Source organism: Stenotrophomonas sp. Steno-Z1 (assembly GCF_056393175.1).
Genome location: NZ_JBWJPB010000004.1, coordinates 92320 through 112729 on the forward strand (window position 1 = coordinate 92320; position 20410 = coordinate 112729).

20 protein-coding genes and 2 riboswitches are annotated in these 20410 nt (G+C 69.4%); of the genes, 9 read left to right on the forward strand and 11 right to left on the reverse strand.

From position 1 onward, the window contains the following. Nucleotides 1-180 precede the first annotated feature (180 nt). The 4 genes from AC06FD_RS12880 (at nt 181) to AC06FD_RS12895 (ending at nt 5111) form a co-directional block, all read left to right on the forward strand. Nucleotides 181-2679 carry a DNA topoisomerase I gene (locus tag AC06FD_RS12880; RefSeq protein WP_394164809.1) on the forward strand — a complete coding sequence of 833 codons (2499 nt, stop codon included), beginning with the start codon at nt 181-183 and terminating at the stop codon, nt 2677-2679. Nucleotides 2680-2785: 106 nt separating this feature from the next. Continuing rightward, the gene (gene tsaC, locus AC06FD_RS12885; RefSeq protein WP_478078015.1) at nt 2786-3346 is read left to right on the forward strand and encodes an L-threonylcarbamoyladenylate synthase type 1 TsaC; all 561 of its coding nucleotides are present in this window, start codon (nt 2786-2788) and stop codon (nt 3344-3346) included. Nucleotides 3347-3390: 44 nt separating this feature from the next. Beyond that, nucleotides 3391-4203 carry a DUF4124 domain-containing protein gene (locus AC06FD_RS12890; RefSeq protein WP_478078016.1) on the forward strand — a complete coding sequence of 271 codons (813 nt, stop codon included), beginning with the start codon at nt 3391-3393 and terminating at the stop codon, nt 4201-4203. 110 nt (nt 4204-4313) lie between these two features. Continuing rightward, the gene (locus AC06FD_RS12895; RefSeq protein ID WP_478078017.1) at nt 4314-5111 is read left to right on the forward strand and encodes a hypothetical protein; all 798 of its coding nucleotides are present in this window, start codon (nt 4314-4316) and stop codon (nt 5109-5111) included. 7 nt (nt 5112-5118) lie between these two features. Here AC06FD_RS12895 and AC06FD_RS12900 read toward each other — a convergent pair whose 3' ends face one another. Further along, nucleotides 5119-5895 carry an SDR family oxidoreductase gene (locus AC06FD_RS12900; protein WP_259209835.1) on the reverse strand — a complete coding sequence of 259 codons (777 nt, stop codon included), beginning with the start codon at nt 5893-5895 and terminating at the stop codon, nt 5119-5121. 173 nt (nt 5896-6068) lie between these two features. Between AC06FD_RS12900 and AC06FD_RS12905 the strand changes: the two genes are divergently transcribed. Then, the gene (locus AC06FD_RS12905; RefSeq protein WP_478078018.1) at nt 6069-6281 is read left to right on the forward strand and encodes a hypothetical protein; all 213 of its coding nucleotides are present in this window, start codon (nt 6069-6071) and stop codon (nt 6279-6281) included. A gap of 629 nt (nt 6282-6910) precedes the next feature. Here AC06FD_RS12905 and sppA read toward each other — a convergent pair. From sppA to AC06FD_RS12925, 4 genes are all read right to left on the reverse strand, one after another. Beyond that, nucleotides 6911-8815 (reverse strand): signal peptide peptidase SppA, encoded by a 1905-nt coding sequence (sppA, locus tag AC06FD_RS12910; protein WP_259210281.1) that lies wholly within the window; start codon nt 8813-8815, stop codon nt 6911-6913. Nucleotides 8816-8900: 85 nt separating this feature from the next. Continuing rightward, nucleotides 8901-10271 carry an MATE family efflux transporter gene (locus AC06FD_RS12915; RefSeq protein WP_478048463.1) on the reverse strand — a complete coding sequence of 457 codons (1371 nt, stop codon included), beginning with the start codon at nt 10269-10271 and terminating at the stop codon, nt 8901-8903. A 146-nt stretch (nt 10272-10417) separates the two neighbouring features. Further along, on the reverse strand, nt 10418-10993 hold the full coding sequence (locus AC06FD_RS12920; protein ID WP_478078019.1) for a DUF3106 domain-containing protein: 576 nt from the start codon (nt 10991-10993) through the stop codon (nt 10418-10420). Further along, nucleotides 10986-11987, reverse strand: coding sequence for a hypothetical protein (locus AC06FD_RS12925; protein WP_478078020.1), 1002 nt, complete (start codon nt 11985-11987; stop codon nt 10986-10988). The genes AC06FD_RS12920 and AC06FD_RS12925 overlap by 8 nt, the downstream gene beginning before the upstream one ends. Before the next feature lie 494 nt (nt 11988-12481). Here AC06FD_RS12925 and AC06FD_RS12930 point away from each other — a divergent pair, with 494 nt between their 5' ends. Next, nucleotides 12482-14656 (forward strand): primosomal protein N', encoded by a 2175-nt coding sequence (locus AC06FD_RS12930; protein ID WP_478078131.1) that lies wholly within the window; start codon nt 12482-12484, stop codon nt 14654-14656. A gap of 69 nt (nt 14657-14725) precedes the next feature. On the opposite strand, the gene AC06FD_RS12935 is transcribed toward AC06FD_RS12930, so the two are convergent. Then, nucleotides 14726-15346, reverse strand: coding sequence for a glutathione S-transferase family protein (locus tag AC06FD_RS12935; protein ID WP_259210288.1), 621 nt, complete (start codon nt 15344-15346; stop codon nt 14726-14728). Between the two features lie 99 nt (nt 15347-15445). On the opposite strand from AC06FD_RS12935, the gene AC06FD_RS12940 reads away from it, so the two are divergent. Further along, a complete protein-coding gene (locus tag AC06FD_RS12940) occupies nt 15446-15634 on the forward strand; it encodes a hypothetical protein (protein ID WP_259210290.1) in 189 nt (62 codons plus the stop codon). A 51-nt stretch (nt 15635-15685) separates the two neighbouring features. On the opposite strand, the gene AC06FD_RS12945 is transcribed toward AC06FD_RS12940, so the two are convergent. Beyond that, a complete protein-coding gene (locus AC06FD_RS12945; protein WP_478078021.1) occupies nt 15686-16447 on the reverse strand; it encodes an NYN domain-containing protein in 762 nt (253 codons plus the stop codon). Between the two features lie 162 nt (nt 16448-16609). Here AC06FD_RS12945 and AC06FD_RS12950 point away from each other — a divergent pair, with 162 nt between their 5' ends. Continuing rightward, nucleotides 16610-17929, forward strand: coding sequence for an NAD(P)/FAD-dependent oxidoreductase (locus AC06FD_RS12950; protein ID WP_478078022.1), 1320 nt, complete (start codon nt 16610-16612; stop codon nt 17927-17929). Here AC06FD_RS12950 and AC06FD_RS12955 read toward each other — a convergent pair. The 4 genes from AC06FD_RS12955 to AC06FD_RS12970 all read right to left on the reverse strand — a co-directional run bounded on the left by AC06FD_RS12955 (nt 17926) and on the right by AC06FD_RS12970 (nt 19424). Further along, on the reverse strand, nt 17926-18066 hold the full coding sequence (locus AC06FD_RS12955) for a hypothetical protein (protein ID WP_478078023.1): 141 nt from the start codon (nt 18064-18066) through the stop codon (nt 17926-17928). The genes AC06FD_RS12950 and AC06FD_RS12955 overlap by 4 nt on opposite strands. 59 nt (nt 18067-18125) lie before the next feature. Then, nucleotides 18126-18572: a nuclear transport factor 2 family protein gene (locus AC06FD_RS12960; RefSeq protein WP_478078024.1), complete on the reverse strand. Its 447-nt coding sequence runs from the start codon at nt 18570-18572 to the stop codon at nt 18126-18128. A gap of 31 nt (nt 18573-18603) precedes the next feature. Next, the gene (locus AC06FD_RS12965; protein WP_478078025.1) at nt 18604-19038 is read right to left on the reverse strand and encodes a hypothetical protein; all 435 of its coding nucleotides are present in this window, start codon (nt 19036-19038) and stop codon (nt 18604-18606) included. A gap of 113 nt (nt 19039-19151) precedes the next feature. Further along, a complete protein-coding gene (locus AC06FD_RS12970) occupies nt 19152-19424 on the reverse strand; it encodes a GIY-YIG nuclease family protein (RefSeq protein WP_259210302.1) in 273 nt (90 codons plus the stop codon). Between the two features lie 44 nt (nt 19425-19468). Beyond that, nucleotides 19469-19563, forward strand: a riboswitch (glycine riboswitch). An 8-nt stretch (nt 19564-19571) separates the two neighbouring features. Then, nucleotides 19572-19663: riboswitch (glycine riboswitch) on the forward strand. Between the two features lie 91 nt (nt 19664-19754). On the opposite strand from AC06FD_RS12970, the gene AC06FD_RS12975 reads away from it, so the two are divergent. Continuing rightward, the gene (locus AC06FD_RS12975) at nt 19755-20372 is read left to right on the forward strand and encodes a trimeric intracellular cation channel family protein (protein ID WP_394164797.1); all 618 of its coding nucleotides are present in this window, start codon (nt 19755-19757) and stop codon (nt 20370-20372) included. The last annotated feature ends 38 nt before the right edge of the window (nt 20373-20410 follow it).

Consider the following 20410-nt stretch of genomic DNA (forward strand, 5'->3'; position numbering starts at 1 on the left):
CACCGGGCCGCTTGACACGGATGGCTCGGACGTGATTCCTCTAATAAGCACTAAAGCTGAACGCCCGGCGCATACCCGGGCGTTCAGCGTATGGATATCGCCCGCTGCCCTTCACTAATGCGGCCATTTGCTCCACCCTAGCGCCCTCTCCCGGGCTGCTGCCCACAGAAATAATCAGACATGCCCAAGCACCTGCTCATCGTCGAATCGCCCGCCAAGGCCAAGACGATCAACAAATACCTCGGCAAGGACTTCACCGTCCTGGCCTCGTATGGGCATGTGCGCGACCTGGTGCCGAAGGAAGGCGCGGTCGACCCGGACAACAACTTCGCGATGCGCTACGACCTCATCGAGAAGAACGAAAAGCACGTCGATGCCATCGTCAAGGCCGCCAAGAGCGCCGACGACATCTTCCTGGCAACCGATCCGGATCGCGAGGGTGAAGCGATCAGCTGGCACATCGCCGAAATCCTGAAGGAACGCGGGCTGGTCAAGGACAAGCCGATGCAGCGCGTGGTCTTCACCGAGATCACCCCGCGCGCCATCAAGGAAGCGATGGGCCATCCGCGTGAGATCGCCGGCGACCTGGTCGATGCCCAGCAGGCGCGCCGCGCGCTGGACTACCTGGTCGGCTTCAACCTGTCCCCGGTGCTGTGGCGCAAGGTTCAGCGCGGCCTGTCCGCCGGCCGCGTGCAGAGCCCGGCGCTGCGCATGATCGTCGAGCGCGAGGAAGAGATCGAAGCCTTCATCGCGCGCGAGTACTGGAGCATCGATGCCGCCTGTGCGCATCCGTCCCAGCACTTCAACGCGCGCCTGGTCAAGCTGGACGGGCAGAAGTTCGAACAGTTCACCGTGACCGACGGCGACACCGCCGAGGCGGCGCGCATGCGCATCCAGCAGGCCGCCCAGGGCGCCCTGCACGTCACCGACGTGGCCAGCAAGGAGCGCAAGCGCCGCCCGGCCCCGCCGTTCACCACCTCCACGCTGCAGCAGGAAGCCTCGCGCAAGCTCGGTTTCACCACGCGCAAGACCATGCAGGTCGCGCAGAAGCTGTACGAAGGCGTGGCGATCGGCGAGGAAGAAGGCACCGTCGGCTTGATCTCGTACATGCGTACCGACTCGGTCAACCTGTCCCAGGATGCGCTGGCCGAGATCCGCGACGTGATCGCCCGTGATTACGGCATCGCCTCGCTGCCGGACCAGCCCAACACCTACCAGACCAAGTCCAAGAACGCCCAGGAAGCGCACGAAGCGGTGCGCCCGACCTCGGCCCTGCGCACGCCGGCCCAGGTCGCCCGCTTCCTCACCGACGACGAGCGCAAGCTGTACGAGCTGATCTGGAAGCGTGCGGTGGCCTGCCAGATGATCCCGGCCACGCTCAACACCGTCAGCGTCGATCTGTCGGCGGGCAGCGAGCACGTGTTCCGCGCCAGCGGCACCACCGTGGTGGTGCCCGGCTTCCTGGCCGTGTACGAAGAGGGCAAGGACAACAAGAGCGCCGAGGACGACGACGAAGGCCGCAAGCTGCCGGCGATGAAGCCCGGCGACCGCGTGCCGCTCGAGCGCATCGTGGCCGACCAGCACTTCACCCAGCCGCCGCCGCGCTTCACCGAAGCGGCCCTGGTCAAGGCGCTGGAAGAATATGGCATCGGCCGTCCGTCGACCTACGCCTCGATCATCCAGACCCTGCTGTTCCGCAAGTACGTGGAAATGGAAGGCCGCAGCTTCCGCCCGTCCGACGTCGGCCGTGCGGTGTCCAAGTTCCTGTCCAGCCACTTCACCCAGTACGTGGACTACGACTTCACCGCCAAGCTCGAAGACGAACTCGATGCCGTCTCGCGTGGCGAGGAAGACTGGATCCCGTTGATGGCCCGCTTCTGGGACCCGTTCAACAAGCTGGTGGTGGAAAAGAACGAATCGGTCGACCGCGCCGAGGCCAGTGGCGCGCGCGAGCTCGGCACCGACCCCAAGACCGGCAAGCCGGTCAGCGTGCGCCTGGGTCGCTTCGGGCCGTATGCAGCCATCGGCAGCACCGCCGAGGACGCCGAGGACAAGCCCAAGTTCGCCTCGCTGCGTCCGGGCCAGTCGATGCACACCATTGCCCTGGAAGACGCGCTGGAGCTGTTCCTGATGCCGCGCGCGCTGGGCCAGGACAAGGACGAGGACGTCAGCGTCGGCATCGGCCGCTTCGGCCCCTTCGCCAAGCGCGGCAGCACCTATGCCTCGCTGAAGAAGGAAGACGACCCCTACACCATCGACCTGGCCCGGGCGGTCTTCCTGATCGAAGAGAAGGAAGAGATCGCGCGCAACCGGATCATCAAGGAATTCGAGGGCAGCGAGATCCAGGTGCTGAACGGTCGCTTCGGCCCGTACATCAGCGACGGCAAGATGAACGGCAAGATCCCCAAGGATCGCGAGCCGGCGTCGCTGACCCTGGCCGAGGTGCAGCAGCTGATGGAAGAAACCGGCAAGCCGGTGCGCAAGGGCTTCGGCAAGAAGGCCGCCAAGAAGGTCGTGGCCAAGAAGGCGCCGGCCAAGAAGGCGGCGGGCGAAGCGACCAAGAAGACCGCCACCAAGAAGGCCGCGGTGAAGAAGGTCGCCAAGAAAGCCACGGCGAAGAAAGCCACCAAGAAAGTAGCCAAGAAGGCCGTCAAGAAGGCCGTCAAGAAAGCGTCCTGACCGCCGCGGGCGGCCACGCCCCAAGGCGGTCGGCGCGTGCGGCCAGGGTTGACCCCTCCGGCTACGGCGGGAGGATAATGCCGCCCATGCATCCGGCCTGCCTGTCATGAACGAACTCACTGTGGACACCGCCCCGCCCGTGCTGCGTGCTGGCGGGGTGATCGCCTATCCCACCGAAGCGGTCTGGGGCCTGGGCTGCGATCCCAGCCACGAGGCCGCGGTGATGACGCTGCTGCAGATCAAGCAGCGCCCGGTCGAGAAGGGCATGATCCTGGTGGCCGCCGACCTCGCCCAACTGGAGGGCTGGGTGCGGATGGACGCCCTGCCCGCCGAGTGCCGGGACACGGTGCTGGCCAGCTGGCCCGGCGCCAACACCTGGGTCCTGCCGGCCGGCAACCGCGCCCCGCGCTGGATCACCGGCGACCACAGCGGCATCGCGGTGCGGGTCAGCGCGCACCCGCTGGTGGCTGCGCTGTGCCGGGCCTGGGGCGGCCCGCTGGTGTCCACCAGCGCCAACCTGGCCGGTCATCCGCCCGCCCGCACCCGTGCCGCGCTGGACCCGGCGCTGCTGCCCTTGCTGGCTGGCCTGATCGACGGCGAGACCGGCGGACTGGCCCAGCCGACCCCGATCCGCGATGCCCTCAGCGGCCAGGTCCTGCGCACCTGAACCGGGCTTTTGCGCCGCTGCCGGCAAAGCGGCACACTGTGGCCATGCGCCTTCCGACCGCCCTGAGCCTGTCCGTGCTGCTTGCCGTCAGCCTGCCGCTCGCCGCGCAGGACGCTGGCAGCACCGGCAACAACCTGCGCGTGTATCGCTGTGTCGGCAGCAATGGCGCGGTGTCGCTGCAGGATGCCCCGTGTCGCGATGGACGCCAGGAAGTGCGCGACATGCAGCGCCCGCGCGATCCCGCGCCGCGCGTGGTGCGCAGCGACGTCGACCCCACCGCCACGCCGAATGCACCGCCACAGCGCGAGGTACGCCACGTCTACGTGCAGCCGCCGCAACCGCTGTTCGAGTGCGTGCGCGATGACGGCACCCGCTACACCAGCGACAACGGCGACGGCAATCCGCGCTGGGTGCCGGTCTGGACCAGCGTTTACCTGCCCTACGGCCGCGGGCATCGCCCGCCGGGCGGAGGGGGCGGGCACTACCCCACCCCGCAGCCGCTGCCGCCGATCGCGCCGATGGGCGCCGGTTCGATCACCTCCAGCGGCGGCGGGCTTGCCGTCTCCGGCGGTGGCCCGCGTGGTGGCGCCAGCGTCAGTATCGGCAGCAGCAGCACGCAGTGGGAAGGCAGTCGGCAGGCCTACCCGGGCACCTACACCGACACGGTGGTGCCGGCCGGCAACGTGATGGTGCGCGACCAGTGCAACGTGCTGCCGCAGCAGGAGGTGTGCGCGCGCCTGCAGGACCGTCGCTGGGAGCTGGTGCGCCAGTACAACAGCGCCCTGCAGGGCGAACGCGATGCGCTCAACCGCGAACAACGCAGCGTCGATGCACGGTTGCAGCGTGATTGCCGCTAGCGGCAGCACCGACCGGCGCGTGCTTCAATGCGCCCTCGCCTGATTCTTGTCGAACCGCCTTGATGCCGCCCGCCTGCCTCCCCTCCTCACCGCCGCAGCCCTTGCGCCGCATGCTGCTTGCCGCGGCGCTGGCCGTCGCCGCATGGACGGCCGGGCTGCCCCACGCCGCGCACGCTGGCGAGGTGGTGCTGTTCCGCTGCACCGACGCCGATGGCGCACTGACCGTCCAGAACGCGCCCTGCCCGGCCGGCAGCACCCAGCGCATCCAGCGTTTCGCCACGCCCGCTGCCGGGTCGCCGGCGCCCTCCGTGGCGGCGTCCACGAGCGGTACGCCGTCGGCGCAGTCACTGCCGCCGGCAACGGCACCTGCAGCGCCACCTGCTGCCGCACCTGCTACGTCTCCCGCTGCCAGTGCGGCACCCGGCAGCAGCGCGATGTTGCAGCGCGCCCCGCTGCCGGTGCTGCAGGGCGACGTGCAGACCTCGGTGGAGGCCGAAGGCACCGAGATCCTCGACAGCGACGTGCTACGCCGGGAGGCGCGCGAAAAGGCCGCCGCCGCGGTCGACGCCGACGTGGCCAAGGCGCCGCTGCCGGAGATCTACCGCTGCCTGGGCAGCGATGGCAACGGCTACCTGCACGAGCGCGAACCGGCGCCGCCGCACTGCGTGCTGATGACCGTTACCGGGCTGGGCGGCACGACGCCGGTCAACGCCGCCGGCTGCGAAGTGATCCGCGACGCCTGCGTGGCCGTCCCCGGCGAGCAGCGCTGCAACGCCTGGCAACAGCGGTTCCGCGATGCCCGTGGCAGCGAACGCTTTGCCACGCCGGAAAACCAGGCCGGCGCCAGCGCCGAGCGCGAACGGTTGCAGGCGGTGCTGGCGGGCAGCGATTGCCCCATTCCCGACTGAGGCGCGGTCAGAAGCCGTACCGCAGGAAGCCACCGTCCACGGCGATGCATTCGCCGGTGACGTAGCTGGCCGCCGGCAGGCACAGGAAGCCCACGGCGGCGGCCACTTCCTCCGGCTCGCCGATGCGGCGCATCGGGGTGCGATCGATTACTTCTTCGTAGTAGTCCGGGTCGGACAACGGGCCGGACGTGCGGCGGGTACGGATGTACCACGGCGCCACGGCGTTGACGCGGATGCCGTCCTCGGCCCATTCCACCGCCAGGTTGCGGGTCATCTGGTGCATCGCCGCCTTGGTCATGCCATACACCGCGCCGCTGCGCACGTGGGTGAGCCCGGACACGCTGCCGACATTGACGATCGCCGATGCCGCGTGGCGGGCCAGCAGCGGGTGGGCGTAGCGCGACAGTTCGAAGGCCGAGAACAGGTTGGTCTCGAAGATGCCGCGCCACTCGTCCTCGGTGTACTCGGTGGCCGGCTTGGTGATGTTGCCCCCGGCGTTGTTGATCAGCAGGTGCAGGCCATCGCTGTGGTCTTCGACCCAGTCCAGGATCTCGCGACGGTCTTCGTCGTCGGAGACGTCGGCGGCCAGGCCGTGGATCTCGCGGTCGGGGAAGGCATCGAGCAGTTCATCGCGCGCCATTTCCAACGCGTCGGCATCGCGGCCGACGATCAGCACATCGGCGCCGAAGCCGAGCAGTTCCCGCGCAATGGCCAGGCCGATACCGGCACTGGCGCCGGTGATCAATGCGGTCTGTCCGTCCAGTCGCCAACGTTGCGCGCTCACATGCATCTCCTGCGTCGGGGCCGGGCCCCGTGTTGCGTGCGCGCGGCACCGTGCCGTGCGCTGTGCTCAGGATAGCGCAGCCCCCGCACGCGGTCCGCCGCCCCCTGCCGTCACACACGCGCTGGCGCAGCGGTGCGACACTGCGCTCCCCGGCCCATCGCGAGGAGCCCGCCATGAACATCCGTGTCGTCCTGCCACTCACCGCGCTGCTGGCCCTGGCCGGCTGCAATCGCCCGGTGCCCCCGGCCCCGGACAAGCCACCGGAGCCGCAGGCAAGCGCGCTCCGCGATGCAATGCAGCAGCCGCTGGACAAGGCCAACGCCGCGCGCGAGTCGCTCGAAAAAGCCCCCGACACCCGCGCCGCCGACGAAGCCGAAGGCAGGTAGAGCCACCCCATGGGTGGCTGCGCGCAGTGCCGGATCAAACGTAGAGCCACCCCATGGGTGGCTGCACGCAGTGCCGGATCAAACGTAGAGCCACCCCATGGGTGGCTGCACGCAGTGCCGGATCAAACGTAGAGCCACCCCATGGGTGGCTGCGCGCGGTGCCGGATCCAGGCGCAGCCACGCATGGCGTGGCTCTACGAGTCATCCCATCGCATCGGCGACAACGCACCGCATGATCCCAATGCCCATCCATCGGCAACAACGTGCCGCGTGATCACGTAGAGCCACCCCATGGGTGGCTGCGCGCGATACCGGATCCAAGCGCAGCCACGCATGGCGTGGCTCTACGGGTCATCCCATCGCATCGGCAATAACGCGCCGCATGATCCCAATGCCCATCCATCGGCAAAAACGCGCCGCGTGATCACGTAGAGCCACCCCATGGGTGGCTGCGCGCGGTGCCGGATCCAGGCGCAGCCACGCATGGCGTGGCTCTACGAGTTATCCCATCGCATCGGCGCCAACGCACCGCATGCTCCCCATGCCCGTCCATCGGCGACCACGCGATTCGGCCAAAAAAAACCCGGCTTTCGCCGGGCTTTTTCATGCCGATCCGCTGGCCTCCCGCGTCAGAAACCGCAGAAGCAATACGCCAGCGCCTTGACCGGGCTGCTGCCGCGCGGGTCGCGGGCGGCGTCTTCGACGAAGCGCAGCTGGGTGTCCAGCTCCGGCATCGAACGCGCCAGCATCAGCCGGGCCATGCCCGACTCACCCAGCATCCATGCACCGGCGTGGCTGCCGGCGAAGCCGCTCATGAACTGCGCGAACGGCGTGGCGCCCTTCTCGATGTAGCGCACGCGGACCTTGTCCACGTCACCCAGCTTGGCGCGCTTGGCGGCGTCGGCGACGGCCACCTTGAGCCCACCGAACTCGTCGACCAGGCCACGTTCCTTGGCCTGCGCACCGCTCCACACGCGGCCGCGGGCGACTTCATCGACCGCCTCGACCGGCTTGTTGCGCGCATCGGCGACCTTGCCGGTGAAATCGGCGTAGCCCTTGTTGATCACCGACTGGATGACCTGGCCGACGGCCGGGTCCATCGGGCGGGTGATGTCGAACGCACCGGCGAAGCGGGTGGTGCCCACGCCGTCGGTGTGCACGCCGATCTTGTCCAGCGAGCGCGCCACGTTCGGGATCATGCCGAAGATGCCGATCGAACCGGTGATGGTCGACGGGTCGGCGTAGATGCGATCGGCGTTCATGCTGATCCAGTAACCACCGGACGCAGCCAGATCGCCCATCGACACCACCACCGGCTTGCCCGCGGCCTTCAGCGCGACCACTTCGCGACGGATCTGCTCGGAGGCGAACACTTCACCGCCGGGCGAATCCACGCGCAGCACCACCGCCTTCACGTCCTTGTCGTCGCGCGCTTCGCGCAGCAGGGCCGAGGTGGACACGCCGCCGACGCGACCGGCCGGCAGGTCGCCACCGGCGATTTCACCGGCGGCCACGATCACCGCCACCTGCGGACGCGAGTCCACCGGCGAACGACGGGTATCGAGCACGGACAGGTAGGCATCGAGATTGACGCTGCGGAAGCCGCCATCGGCGTCCTCGTCGGCCACGCCGCGATCGGCCAGCAGGTCCTCGACCTCCTCGCGGGTCTTCAGGCCGTCCACCAGCTTCTGCTGCAGGGCGAACTTGGCCAGGTCGCCACCGGCGGCGGCGATCCCTTCGGGCATGGTGTCGATGCCGGCGGCCAGCTGCGCGGCGTCGAGCTTGCGCGCCTTGGCGATGTCGCCCAGGTAGCGCTGCCACACATCGTTCATCCAGAACAGGTCCGCTTCCTTGGCCTGCGCCGAGGCGGCGTCGAGCACGTACGGCTCGGCGGCGGACTTGTACTCGCCCACCTTGAACAGGTGCACGTCCACGCCCAGCTTGTCCTGCAGGCCGGCACGGAAGTACTGGCGGTAACGGCCGAGGCCTTCCAGCACCACGCCGCCCATCGGGTCCAGGTAGACCTCGTTGGCCTGCGCGGCCAGCAGGTACTGCGACTGGCTCATGTTCTCGCTGAAGGCGACCACCTGCTTGCCCGAGGCGCGCAGTTCCTGCAGCGCGGCGGCCACTTCACGCATCGAGGCGAAGCCGCTGGGCTGCAGCTTGTCCAGCTCCAGCACCACCCGCTCGATCTTCTTGTCCTCGCGCGCCGCGTCGATGGCGCGGACCAGGTCGCGCAGCTGCACTTCCTCCGAACCGTTGTCGCCCACGACCTTGGCCAGCGCACGGCTGACCGGATCGGCGCTGTACTGCTCGACCAGCCGGCCTTCGGGTGCGATCACCAGCGTGGTGCGGTCCTGCAGCGACTTGCCCGCACTGGCGCTCTTGCCCATCGCGAAGACGAACAGGATCAACACCAGCAACAGCAGGCCGAAGAACATCAGGTTGAGGATCAGCCTGCGGGTAAAGTTCATCACATCCCACAGCCCGATGAAGAAGCTGGCGACGGGGTTGCGACGCGCGGGTTGGTTCATGGGGAAAACTCCAGTTGGCTTCTTGCCGTGGTGCCAGCATAGCCGTTGCCGGCCAGGCCGGCATCGGACACAAGTAAGGGGGTCGTCAAGCGGCGGAGGGCAGTCTGATCCCGACACGGCGGCTGCTGACGCGCAGCCGCCAGGCCATCAGGATGGCCGCGGCGGTCAGGCCCAGGATCAGGCCCAGCCACATGCCCTGCGGCCCCATGCCCAGCCCCAGTCCCAGCCCGGCGCCGAGCGGCATGCCCAGGCCCCAGTACGAGAACATGGCGATGAACATCGGCACGCGGGTGTCCTTGAGGCCGCGCAGCGCACCGGCCGAGAGCACCTGCACGCCGTCGGGGAACTGGAACGCGGCCGCATACAGCAGCAGGGTGGAGGCCAGCGCGGCCACGCCCATGTCGGCGGTGTAGACCCCGACGATGGCGTCGTGCCCGAACAGCAGCACCAGGGCCGACAGCGTCTGCGTGCCCAGGATGATCACCAGCCCGGCGATGGCCGCGCGGCGTACACCCAGCCCGTTGCCGCTGCCGACCGCATGGCCGACGCGCACGGTGGTGGCCTCGGCCACGCCCATCGGGATCATGAAGCACAGCTGCGCCACGTTGATCGCGATCTGGTGCGAGGCCGCCTCGGTGGCGCCAAGGCGGCCGATGAGCAGCGCGGTGACGATGAACAGCCCGCCCTCCATCAGCACGGTGATGCCGATCGGCAGGCCGGTGCGCAGCAGGTCCCAGATCGCGGCCCAGCGCGGCGCCTCGAAGTGCGAGAACAGGTGCAGGTGGGCAAAGCGCTTGGTCGTGAACAGGTACCCGGCAAAGCACAGCGCCTGGATCCACATCATCGTGGCCGAGGCGATGCCCAGGCCTTCGGCGCCCAGTTCCGGGAAACCCAGCTTGCCGTAGCAGAGGATGTAGCCCAGCGGCGCCAGCACCAGCAGGCCGCCGAAGCCGAGCAGCATGGTCGGCAGCGTCCAGTGCATGCCCTCGCTGAGGTAGCGCATGCAGAAGTACAGGGTGAGCGCCGGGCCGCCCCAGCGCACCGCATGCAGGAACGCCGTCGCACCCGGCACGATGTCCGGCGCGATGCCGAACGCCGGCAGCAGCGGCGGCACCACCGTGAGGAAGGCGAACATGATCAGGCCCAGGCCGAGCGCCAACCACAGCGCCTGGCGGAACAGCGGGCCGATCTCGCGTTCGCGGCCGGCGCCATGAAGCTGCGAGACCGAGGCGGTGAGCGAGATCAACGTGCCGATCGGGATCAGCATCGGCAGCCACAGCAGTGCGGTGCCGATGGTGACGGCAGCCAGCGTCTGGGTGCCGTGGTGGCCGGCGATGACGTTGTCGACGAAGGAAATCAGGCCGGTGGAGACATGGCCCAGGACCAGCGGCAAGGCAAGCAGGCCGGTGGCGCGCACTTCCTGGGAGAGGCGCGGCGTGGGGGAAGCAATGGACATGGAGATCACGGACGGCAACTACGGCAGCGCGCGGAGGGCACAGGCACCGGGTTGCGGACGCACATCTTACGCGCGCGGCCGGGCAAAACCCACGATGGGCGGTGAATGCACGGTTTTGCCCGCGATGCGCGGCGGCGCTAAGCCGGTCAGTGGCCGACGTTCTGCTTCAGCCACGCATCGCGCGCGCCCGGCGCCAACGCCAGGAACTGGCTGCGCACCTGGTCGCGTTCCTGCGGCGGGGTGCGCTGGGCGACCAGGCTCAGCTGGGCGAGCTGGTCGCTGCTGAGCTGGCGCAGGATCGCCAGCGCCGGTTCGCGCTGTTCGGCCGGCAGGTAGCCGAACAGGCCCTGCAACTTGGGGAACAGCTGGCCCAGCTGCGGGCCCAGCAGCCAACCGTCGCGGAAGCGCTGGTCCTGTTCGGCGAAGCGTTGGCGCAGGGTCTGCTGCTGCGCCGGCGGCAGCGCGGCGACCGCGCGGGCGGCCTCGCGGATGCGCGCGCGTTCGGGCTCGGGCAACGCCTGCCACGCCGCATAGCGGCTGCGCAGCGCGCGCAACTGCGCCGGGTCCAGCGCGGCGGGCGTGGCCGGGATGGCCGGGGCGGTGACAGGTGCAGGCGTGGCGCTGGTCGGCGCAGGGGGCGGCAGGTCCAGGGCGTGCGGCGCGGCGGATGCGGTCGCCGCCAACGCGAGGCCGAGGACCAGGCACGGGAACGACTTACTCATCGGTGCTGGTCTCCAGGCCGGCGGTGGCCGGCTCGGGGCGGCTGGGCTGCGGTTGCGATTCGTCGACCGGGACCGGGCCGCCGGCGGCGAACCACGCGTACAGATCGGCATCGCGGGCCAGCCCCAGCTCCGGGTCGGCCAGCATTGCCGCGTCGCTGGCGGCATCGGCCGGGTCGGCGGGCGCGATGACCGGCAGGTCGTCGGCCGGCAGTTCTTCTACCTGGACCGGTCCGGCGTCGGCCACGGCACCGTCCGGCGCGCTGGCCATCGGCTCCCCCACCTGACGCGCGTGCTTCCACCAGGCCGCGCCGCCGAGCAGCACGCCGGCGGTGACCACCACGATCAGCAGGCCCTTCCATGGCAGGCGACGCCCGCCTTTGCGGCGCGGGCGGGCCCGCGCAGGCGTGGCGTCGGCCTTGTGCGGGGTGCGCCAGGACGCGGCCTCGTTGGCGGCAGCGGGCGCGGCCACCGGCTGCTGCAGGCGCTGCAGCCGCGAGAGCGGCAGGTCGCGCAGGCGCTGCTGGACCTGCTCGGCCAAGGCACGCCAGGCGGCCGCGTCCGGATGCCCCTGGGCATCCCGCGGGCAGGCCTCGGCCAGCGCCTGCTGGTAGTCGGCCACGGGCAGGTCCAGGATCTGCGCGGCGGCCGCTTCGTCCAGGCCGCCGCCGATGCGCAGCAGCAGGGCCAGCCGGGCGGGCGGCGCCAGCGCCGGCAGGTGGGCCAGGCCAGGCGACCACTGCCCGCCCTCGGCCGGCATCCGGATCGGGGTGCGGTGGGCCAGCAGGATCCAGAAACGATCCGGCCACTGCGCCATCGGCACGTCGCTGGCGATGCCGGCGAAGGCACGCATCACCGAGACCAGGGCCTGCTCGGCCACGGCCGGGTCGCCGCACTGCAGCTCGGCCACCACCAGGGCGCGGCGCTCAACGCCACGCAGGAACGCCGACAGCGCACCGGCTGCGGTAGAAGAAACGGGGGCCGTCGCAGCCGTCATAGCAACTCCATCAAGTGCCGAAATGATAGCGATTGCGTCATCGATCGGGCGTGCCGATGTAGGCCGCGTGTGAAGGGATCCGGGACAGGGTGACGCAGCAACGGGCGCAGGTTGTGCACAGCATCAATGAAAACCCGGGTATACAGGCACGTGAGGGGCACGACCCGTATGTTTCAGCTTTGTTTCACAGTTAGGTTGTTGTTTTTATTGACTATTGTCGTATGGCTATTTTTTGACCAAGTTGAGCAAGAGGTCGGAACTCCCTGACCCTGAGCGCGGAGATCAGGAGTGGCGCACAGACTTATCCACAGAAGATGTGGATAAGCCTGAATCTCTCGGCAGGACAGATATTTAGCCGCTATTTAGGTTCACCGGCTCAGGTCCGGGGCGTGTGCCCGGTCGCTGCCGGGGCGTGGCCGGGCCGCTACACTGCTGCGATGCCCAGCTCCGATCCGGCCCCTTCGCTGTCGCTTACCGGCGGCCCCGCCCCCCTGCTGAATGCGCCGACGATCCAGGTCGCGCTGCCCCTGCCCCTGCCCCAGTGGTTCGACTACGCGCCGCCGCCGGGCGAGCCGCCGCATGCGGGCATGATCGGCCGCCGGGTGCGGGTGCCGTTTGGCACGCGCGAGCTGGTCGGGGTGGTGGCGGCGATCGGGGGGGTGCCCGACGGCGGCACCCTGCGCGCAGCGCTGGCGTGGATCGACCCCGCGCCGCTGTTGGGCGGCGAACTGTGGGGCTCGCTGCAGTGGCTGGCGCGCTACACCCACGCCCCGCTCGGCGAGGTGGTCAGCACCGCGCTGCCGGCACCGCTGCGCCGTGGCGATGCCGTGCCCGACACCCACCGCTGGGGCTGGCAGCTGACCCCTGCCGGCGAGGAACAGCGCGCCCGCCTGCGCGCCGGCACCCGGCCGCAACGGCTGGCCACGCTGCTGGCCGACGGGGTGATCGACGAGGACGTGCTGGACACGCAGATGGACGGGTGGCGCACCGCCGCCCGCGCGCTGGCCAAGCGCGCGCTGGTGGAGCGGGTCGCACTGGACCACCAGGTGCCGGCGGCACGCGCCGGCGCCGGCCCGCGGCCCAATCCCGAACAGGCCGCCGCCATCGCCGCGATCACCGCCGCCCCCGGTTTTGGCGCCTACCTGCTGGACGGGGTGACCGGCAGCGGCAAGACCGAGGTCTACCTGCAGGCGATCGTGGCCTGCCTGGCGCGTGGTCGCCAGGCGCTGGTGCTGGTGCCGGAGATCGGGCTCACCCCGCAGACGCTGTCGCGCTTCCGCACCCGCCTGGGCATCCCGGTGCACGTGCTGCATTCGGGCTTGAACGACAACGAGCGTGCCCGGGTGTGGGCGGCGGCCTCGCGCGGCGAAGCACAGGTCATCGTCGGCACGCGCTCGGCGGTGTTCACCCCGCTGCCCAACGCCGGGCTGATCGTGGTCGACGAAGAGCACGACGGCAGCTACAAGCAGCAGGATGGCATCCGCTACCACGCACGCGATTTCGCGTTGGTGCGGGCCAAGGCGCTGGACGTGCCGGTGGTGCTGGGCAGTGCCACGCCGTCGCTGGAATCGCTGCACAACGCGCAGGCCGGGCGCTACACCCACCTGCGCCTGAAGGTACGCGCCGGCGACGCACGCCCGCCGCGGGTGCGGGTGCTGGACGTGCGCAAGCGGCCGTTGCGCGACGGCTTGTCGCCGGAGGTGCTGCAGGGCATTGCCGACCATCTGCAGGCCGGCCACCAGGTACTGGTGTTCAAGAACCGCCGCGGCTACGCGCCGGTGCTGCTGTGCCACGACTGTGGCTGGACCGCGCCCTGCCAGCGCTGCGATGCACCGATGACCGTGCATGCCGGTGGCCGCCGCCTGCAGTGCCATCACTGCGGTGCCCGCCAGGCCGCGCCGCTGGCCTGCCCGGACTGCGGCAGCCTGGCGCTGCAGCCGCAGGGCATCGGCACCGAGCGCCTGGAAGAGCACCTGGTCCAGGCTTTCGCCGACTACCCGGTGATCCGCATCGACCGTGGCACCACCCATCGCCGCGATGCACTGGAAACCCAGCTGGCCACGCTCGGCGAGCGTGCCGGCATCCTGGTCGGCACGCAGATCCTGGCCAAGGGCCACGACCTGCCCAAGCTCACCCTGGTGGTGGTGGTGGGGATCGATGAAGGGCTGTTCTCGGCCGACTTCCGTGCCAGCGAAAAGCTGGCCCAGCAGTTGATCCAGGTGGCCGGGCGCGCCGGGCGCGCCACCGATCCCGGCGAGGTCTGGCTGCAGACCCACCATCCCGGGCATCCGTTGCTGGAGACCCTGGTCAACGGCGGCTACCACGCCTTCGCCGAGGCCGAACTGCAGCAGCGCGAAGCCGCCGGGTTCCCCCCCTTCGCGCACCTGGCGCTGCTGCGTGCCGAAGCGCAGCAGGTGGAGCACGCCAACGCGATGCTCAGCGCGGTGCGCGGCCTGATTCCCGAGGATGCGCCGGTGGAGCGTTATGGCCCGATGCCGGCGCCGATGCCGCGCCGCGCCGGTTACCAGCGCACCCAGCTGCTGCTGTCCGCGCCGTCACGACGCCCGTTGCATGGCCTGCTCGATCTGATCACGCCGCAGATCCACGGCCTGCCGCAGGCACGCAAGGTGCGCTGGTCGCTGGATGTGGATCCAACGGACCTGTACTGAGGCGATGGGCTCGCTGCAGATCCGCCGCCCGCGCATGCCGCCTAACCGCCGCGCCCTCGGCAGGGTGCCTCAGGTCAGTGCGGTCATCACGGCGCGCTGGTAGGCCGGGCGCTGTTTGAGGCGTTCGTACCAGGCGGCCAGGTGCGGCAGCTGCGGGCGCTGGATCGGCATTTCAAACCACGCGTAGATGAAGGCGCCCAGCGGGATGTCGCCCATGGCGAAGTCGTCGCCGGACAACCACGGCTGCCGCGACAGCGCCTCGTCGGCCATCGCCAGCAGCTCGCCCGAGCGGACCAGCGCGGCGGCGATGCGGGCTTCGTCGCGATCGGCCGGCGCCGTGCGCAGCGTGCCCCAGAACAGGTCGCGGAAGGTGCCGGCAAAGGTCGAGGTGGTCCAGTCCATCCACTTCTCCGACTGCGCACGCGCCACCACGTCTTCCGGGTACAGCGTGCCCAGCGCATAGCGTGCCGACAGATAGCGCACGATGGTGTTGGACTCCCACAAGGGCAGGCCGTGGTCTTCGATCACCGGCACCAGCCCGTTGGGATTCATCGCGCGGTAGTCCGGCGACTGGGTGCCGCCAAACGCACCGCCGACCTGGATCGACTCGTACGGCACGCCGATCTCCTCGGCACACCACAGCACCTTGCGCACGTTGCTCGAATTGTGGCGGCCCCAGATCTTCAGCATGGTGGGTATCTCTGTCGTAATGAGCGTGGCAGCGGGCCACGCGGTGCGGCTACGATACGCCGATCGGCGGCGTGGCCGTCACCTCATGGATGAAATGGAATGTTCGCGCAGATCCTCGAAATCAGCCTGATGTGCGTAGGCCTGGTGCTGCTGGTGGTGGGCTATCGCCGCAACCACCGCAACCTGATGCTGGCCGCCGCGCTGCTCCTGATGGCGTTCGGAACGCTGCAGGACTTTGGTCGCGGCGTCATCGACGGCTACCAGCAGGCCGACGCGCGGACGCTGTAGCCGGATCCACGCCGCACCCCGCGCGGTGCCCGTCCGCGGGCCCTGCCGGCCTCACTTGGCCGGCTTGCCGGCGCTCTTCCTGGGCAGCGCGCGCACGTAGGTGGACTTGCCGTCCTTCTTCATCTCGAACAACCCGGTCGCCGCCAGCAGTTCGCTGAGCTTGCCGTACCCGTAATTGCGCGAATCGAACGAGGCCTGGTTGCCGATCTGGCTGCCGACCGGCCCCAGGTGCGACCAGCCATCCTCGGCTTCGGCCGAGGTCACCGCACGGCGCAGCATCTGCACCAGCCGGGTGTCGCTGCGCAGCTCCGGGCCACTCTTGCGCGGTCGGGTTTCCTCGTTGTCCTGCTCCACCTCCGGGTCGGTGGCGTGGCCCTGGCCCAGCGCTTCGAGGTAGGTGAACTTGGAGCAGGCGTTGACGAACGGCTCCGGGGTTTTCTTCTCGCCAAACCCGTACACCTTGACCCCATCGGTGAGCAGGCGCATCACCAGCGGGGTGAAGTCGGCATCGCTGGAGACAATCGCAAAGCCATCCAGGCTGCGTGCGTAGAGCATGTCCATCGCATCGATCACCATCGCCATGTCCGAGGCATTCTTGCCACGGCTGTAGGCGAACTGCTGGATGGGGCGGATCGCGTACTCGTGCAGCACCGACTCCCAGCCTTTCAGCCGCGGGCTCTTCCAGTTGCCGTAGGCACGGCGCACGTTGGCCACGCCGTAGCGGGCCACTTCGGCCAGCACCACGTCGATCTTGGACGAGGGTGCGTTGTCGGCATCGATCAACAGGGCGATGCGCTTTTCCGGTTCGGTCATGTCGGCCTCCACAGCGAATGGACACGGCCACCGGCAAGCGCGATGGCCCCTGAACCCAGTATCTGTCATCGGCGTGAATACCCTGCTTCACGTGCGACGATAGGTCGCGTCGACCATGAACCCATGGGGCCGGACGGCCGGCCCCCGCCAAGGAGTCCTTGCATGACCCGCGATCCCCTGCCCCACTTGGTCATCATCGGTGGTGGTTTCGCCGGCCTTTGGGCCACCCGCGCCCTGGCCAACGCGCCTGTCCGCATCACCCTGGTGGATCGCCGCAACCACCACCTGTTCCAACCGCTGCTGTACCAGGTCGCCACCGCCGGCCTGTCAGCGCCGGATATCGCCGCACCGCTGCGCCACATCCTCGGCGAGCAGCGCAACGTGGAAGTGCGCCTCGGCGAAGTGACGTCGATCGACAAACACGCCCGCCAGATCACCCTGGCCGACGGCAGCCAGCTTGGCTATGACACCTTGATGCTGTGCACCGGCGCCACCCACGCCTACTTCGGCCACGACGAATGGGCCGCCGATGCGCCCGGCCTGAAGACCCTGGACGATGCGATCGCGCTGCGCCGCAAACTGCTGCTGGCCTTCGAGCGCGCCGAAGCCGAACCGGACCCCGCACGCAAGGCGGCATGGCTGAGCTTCGCCGTGGTGGGGGGTGGCCCCACCGGCGTGGAGCTGGCCGGCACCCTGGCCGAGATCGCCCGCCACACCCTGCGCAACGAGTTCCGCCATATCGACCCGGCCAGCGCCAAGGTGCGCCTGGTGGAAGCGGGCCCCCGCGTGCTGTCCACCTTCCCGGAGGTGCTCTCGCTGAAGGCACGCCGCCAGCTGGAAAAGCTGGGCGTGGAAGTGCTCACCGGCACGCCGGTCAGCGACATCAACGGCGACGGCTTCCAGCTGGGCAACCAGTTCGTTCCGGCGCGCACCGTGGTGTGGGCCGCCGGTGTCGCGGCCTCGCCGTTGGCACGCACGCTGGAGGTGCCGCTGGACCGCGCCGGCCGCGTGCCGGTGCAGCCGGACCTGACCCTGGAGGGCTACCCGGACGTCTTCGTCGCCGGTGACCTGGCCGCGCTCAGCCAGGCCGACGGCAAGCCGGTGCCGGGGGTGGCCCCGGCCGCCAAGCAGATGGGCAAGCACGTGGCCGCGATCATCCGTGCGCGGCTGGAAAACAAACCGGCGCCGGGCCCGTTCAAGTACCAGGATTTCGGCAACCTGGCCACGATCGGGCGCATGGCGGCCATCGTGCACCTGGGCAAGCTGCAGCTGTCCGGCGTGCTGGCCTGGTGGTTCTGGCTGGCCGCGCACGTGTTCTTCCTGATCGGTTTCCGCAACCGCATCGTGGTGCTGCTCAACTGGGCGGTGGCGTACTGGAGCTACCAGCGCAGCGCGCGGATCATTTTCGGGGATGACCGGGAGGACCGGCGCGCACGAGCGCCGGCCCCACAGGTGGAAGCTGACACGACACCACCCCGCTAGCGCTGCGGCGCCGCTGCATGGGGCGCCGCGCGGGCGTCGTCCCAGCCCTCGGCATTGCGCAGACCCCAGACTCCTTTCCCATCGGCCACGCGTTTGACGAAGTAGTCGTAGCGCACCTCCGGCCGCGTCTGCAGCACGGCATCGAGCTCGTTTGGCCCGAATCGATACCCCGACTCAGTGGCGGGGTGCGTCGTCGTCACTTGGCTGTTGCCTTGGGCTTGCTGTACCACAGCGCATTGACGATGACCCAGCGCTCGCCGAACCGGCCCATGTGGAAGTAGTCCACGAACCACGGCGTTTCCAGCCGCACCGAGGCGGCGTTGCCGGTAACGTCGAGCAGCGTGCAGCGGCGGTTCCACTGGTCCTTGGGGGTTTTCAACGCGCCCTGCCGGGTGAGTTCAACCAGCTCCTCCTTCGACATCCGGCGCAGGCCGAGGCGCTCATCCGGGGTATCGCCGAGGATCGCGCGCTTGGCCAGGTCCGGGTGCAGCGAGCGCGCCACGCGGGCCGGGTCACCCTCGAGCTGGCCGTCCACGTAGTCCAGGCAGGTGGCTTCAATCGCGGCACGCGTGCCGGGATCGATGACGGGGGCGGCAGGGTTCGTAGCGCCGGCAACGGCGAGCAGCAGGGCAAGCGGGGTCATCGCAGGGTGTCCCTCGGGTAGGTGGAGCAGCTCAGTCCTCGCGGAACAGCGCCAGTTCGGTCAGGCCCAGCTGCAGGTAGGTGAAGGCGGCGGCTTCGTCGCTCATCAGCCCGCCCACCGGCCGGCGGTCCAGCCAGGCGGTGATCGTCGCGTTGTGCAGTTTCACCGCGTCGGCCATCGCCTCCTTGCTCGCCTGGCTTTCCGCGTCCTGCATCCCTTCGCGGATGGCGTCGTCGCAGATGCCCCAGTACTCGGCCAGCGGCATGATGCCCCGGAGTTCGACTGGCACGTGGGTGGGATCGAGGCGAATGCGCGCGCGCTCCACGGCATCGGCGGCGAGCCTGGCGCGGAATGCGTCGGCGGTGCCGCTCTCGCCGTGACGCAGCGCTGGCGAGTACGCCGCCGTCGCTGCGGGTGGCGCGTCGTCCCGGCCCGGCGACCGGCGCAGGGCCGGTGGGCGGGACATGGCCGCGCGCAGCCAGGCAAGCCGTCTGCGATGGAGATCGAACATCCCGGTTCCCTCCGCGTGGTGGCCGATTGTGGCCTACCTCGCAGCCCCCAACCAGTACCGACGCACCCTCAGGACGAGGTGTCTGCCGCCTGCAACCAGGCCAGTTTGCGCGCGCGTGGCTGGCGCTTGAGCTGCCATTCGGCCCGGGAGGCGGCCGCCCGGTCCGGATAGGCGCGCATGGCCAGCAGCTTCAGCGGCGGGTTGGCGCGCGTGTACCTGGCCCCCTTGCCGGCCAGGTGGGCCTGGAAGCGCGCGTCCACGTCGTTGCTGATGCCGGCGTAGTAGCTGCCATTGCGGCATTCCAGCAGGTAGACGTACCAGGGGGCGGGTTCAGCGGGCATACCGGGATTATCCACCGGGGCGCGGCCGCTGGCTGCTAGAATCCGCCCCGGATGCAGGAGAGAGGTGCCACGCTGGCACCCGCCGAAGGCGCAGGCTCCCATAATCGCTCAGGCCGGTGGCTCGATACGCCACCAACCATGCATGCAGTACGCCGATCTGGAGAGAGGTCTTCAATGACCCGCCGAAGGGGCACGTGGCCTTGGCCACTGAACTCTCAGGCAAAAGGACAGCGGGAGCGGCAACGGTTTCCCCACCCCACGCCAGTGCCCTGCGCTGGCGTGCCGGGTGCGTGTTGCCGTCCCCCGCCTGACGCGTCCGGATGCTCTCCCATGCTGCTCTCCCTGATCTACCTCATCGCCATCTCCGCCGAAGCCATGACCGGCGCGCTCTCCGCCGGGCGCCGACGCATGGACCTGTTCGGCGTGGTCATCATCGCCTGCGTCACCGCACTGGGCGGAGGCTCGCTGCGCGACATCGTGCTGGGCCACTACCCGCTGGGCTGGGTGAAGCACCCGGAGTACTTGGGGTTCACCATCTGCGCGGCCTTGATCGCCACCTGGGTGGCGCGCTGGATGCACCACTTCCGCCGCACGTTCCTGGTATTGGATGGACTGGGGCTGATCTGTTTCACCCTGATCGGCTGTGCGGTGGCGCGCGATGCCGGCCACGCCGCGCCGATCGTGCTGATCGCGGGCATGTTGACCGGCGCCTTCGGCGGCGTGCTGCGCGATGTGCTGTGCAATGAGGTGCCGCTGATCTTCCAGAAGGAACTGTATGCGGTGATCACGCTGTTCACCGGTGCGGCGTACCTGGGCCTGCTGGAGCTGGGCGTATCGCTCAACGCGGCCACGCTGTGGTGCCTGGGCGGTGGCTTCCTGCTGCGCCTGCTGGCGATCCACTTCAAGTGGGAAATGCCGAAGTTCGTGTACCGCGACGAGGTGCATTGAACGGCACGTTCAATGCACTCTTCCATGACCAAGGTCAT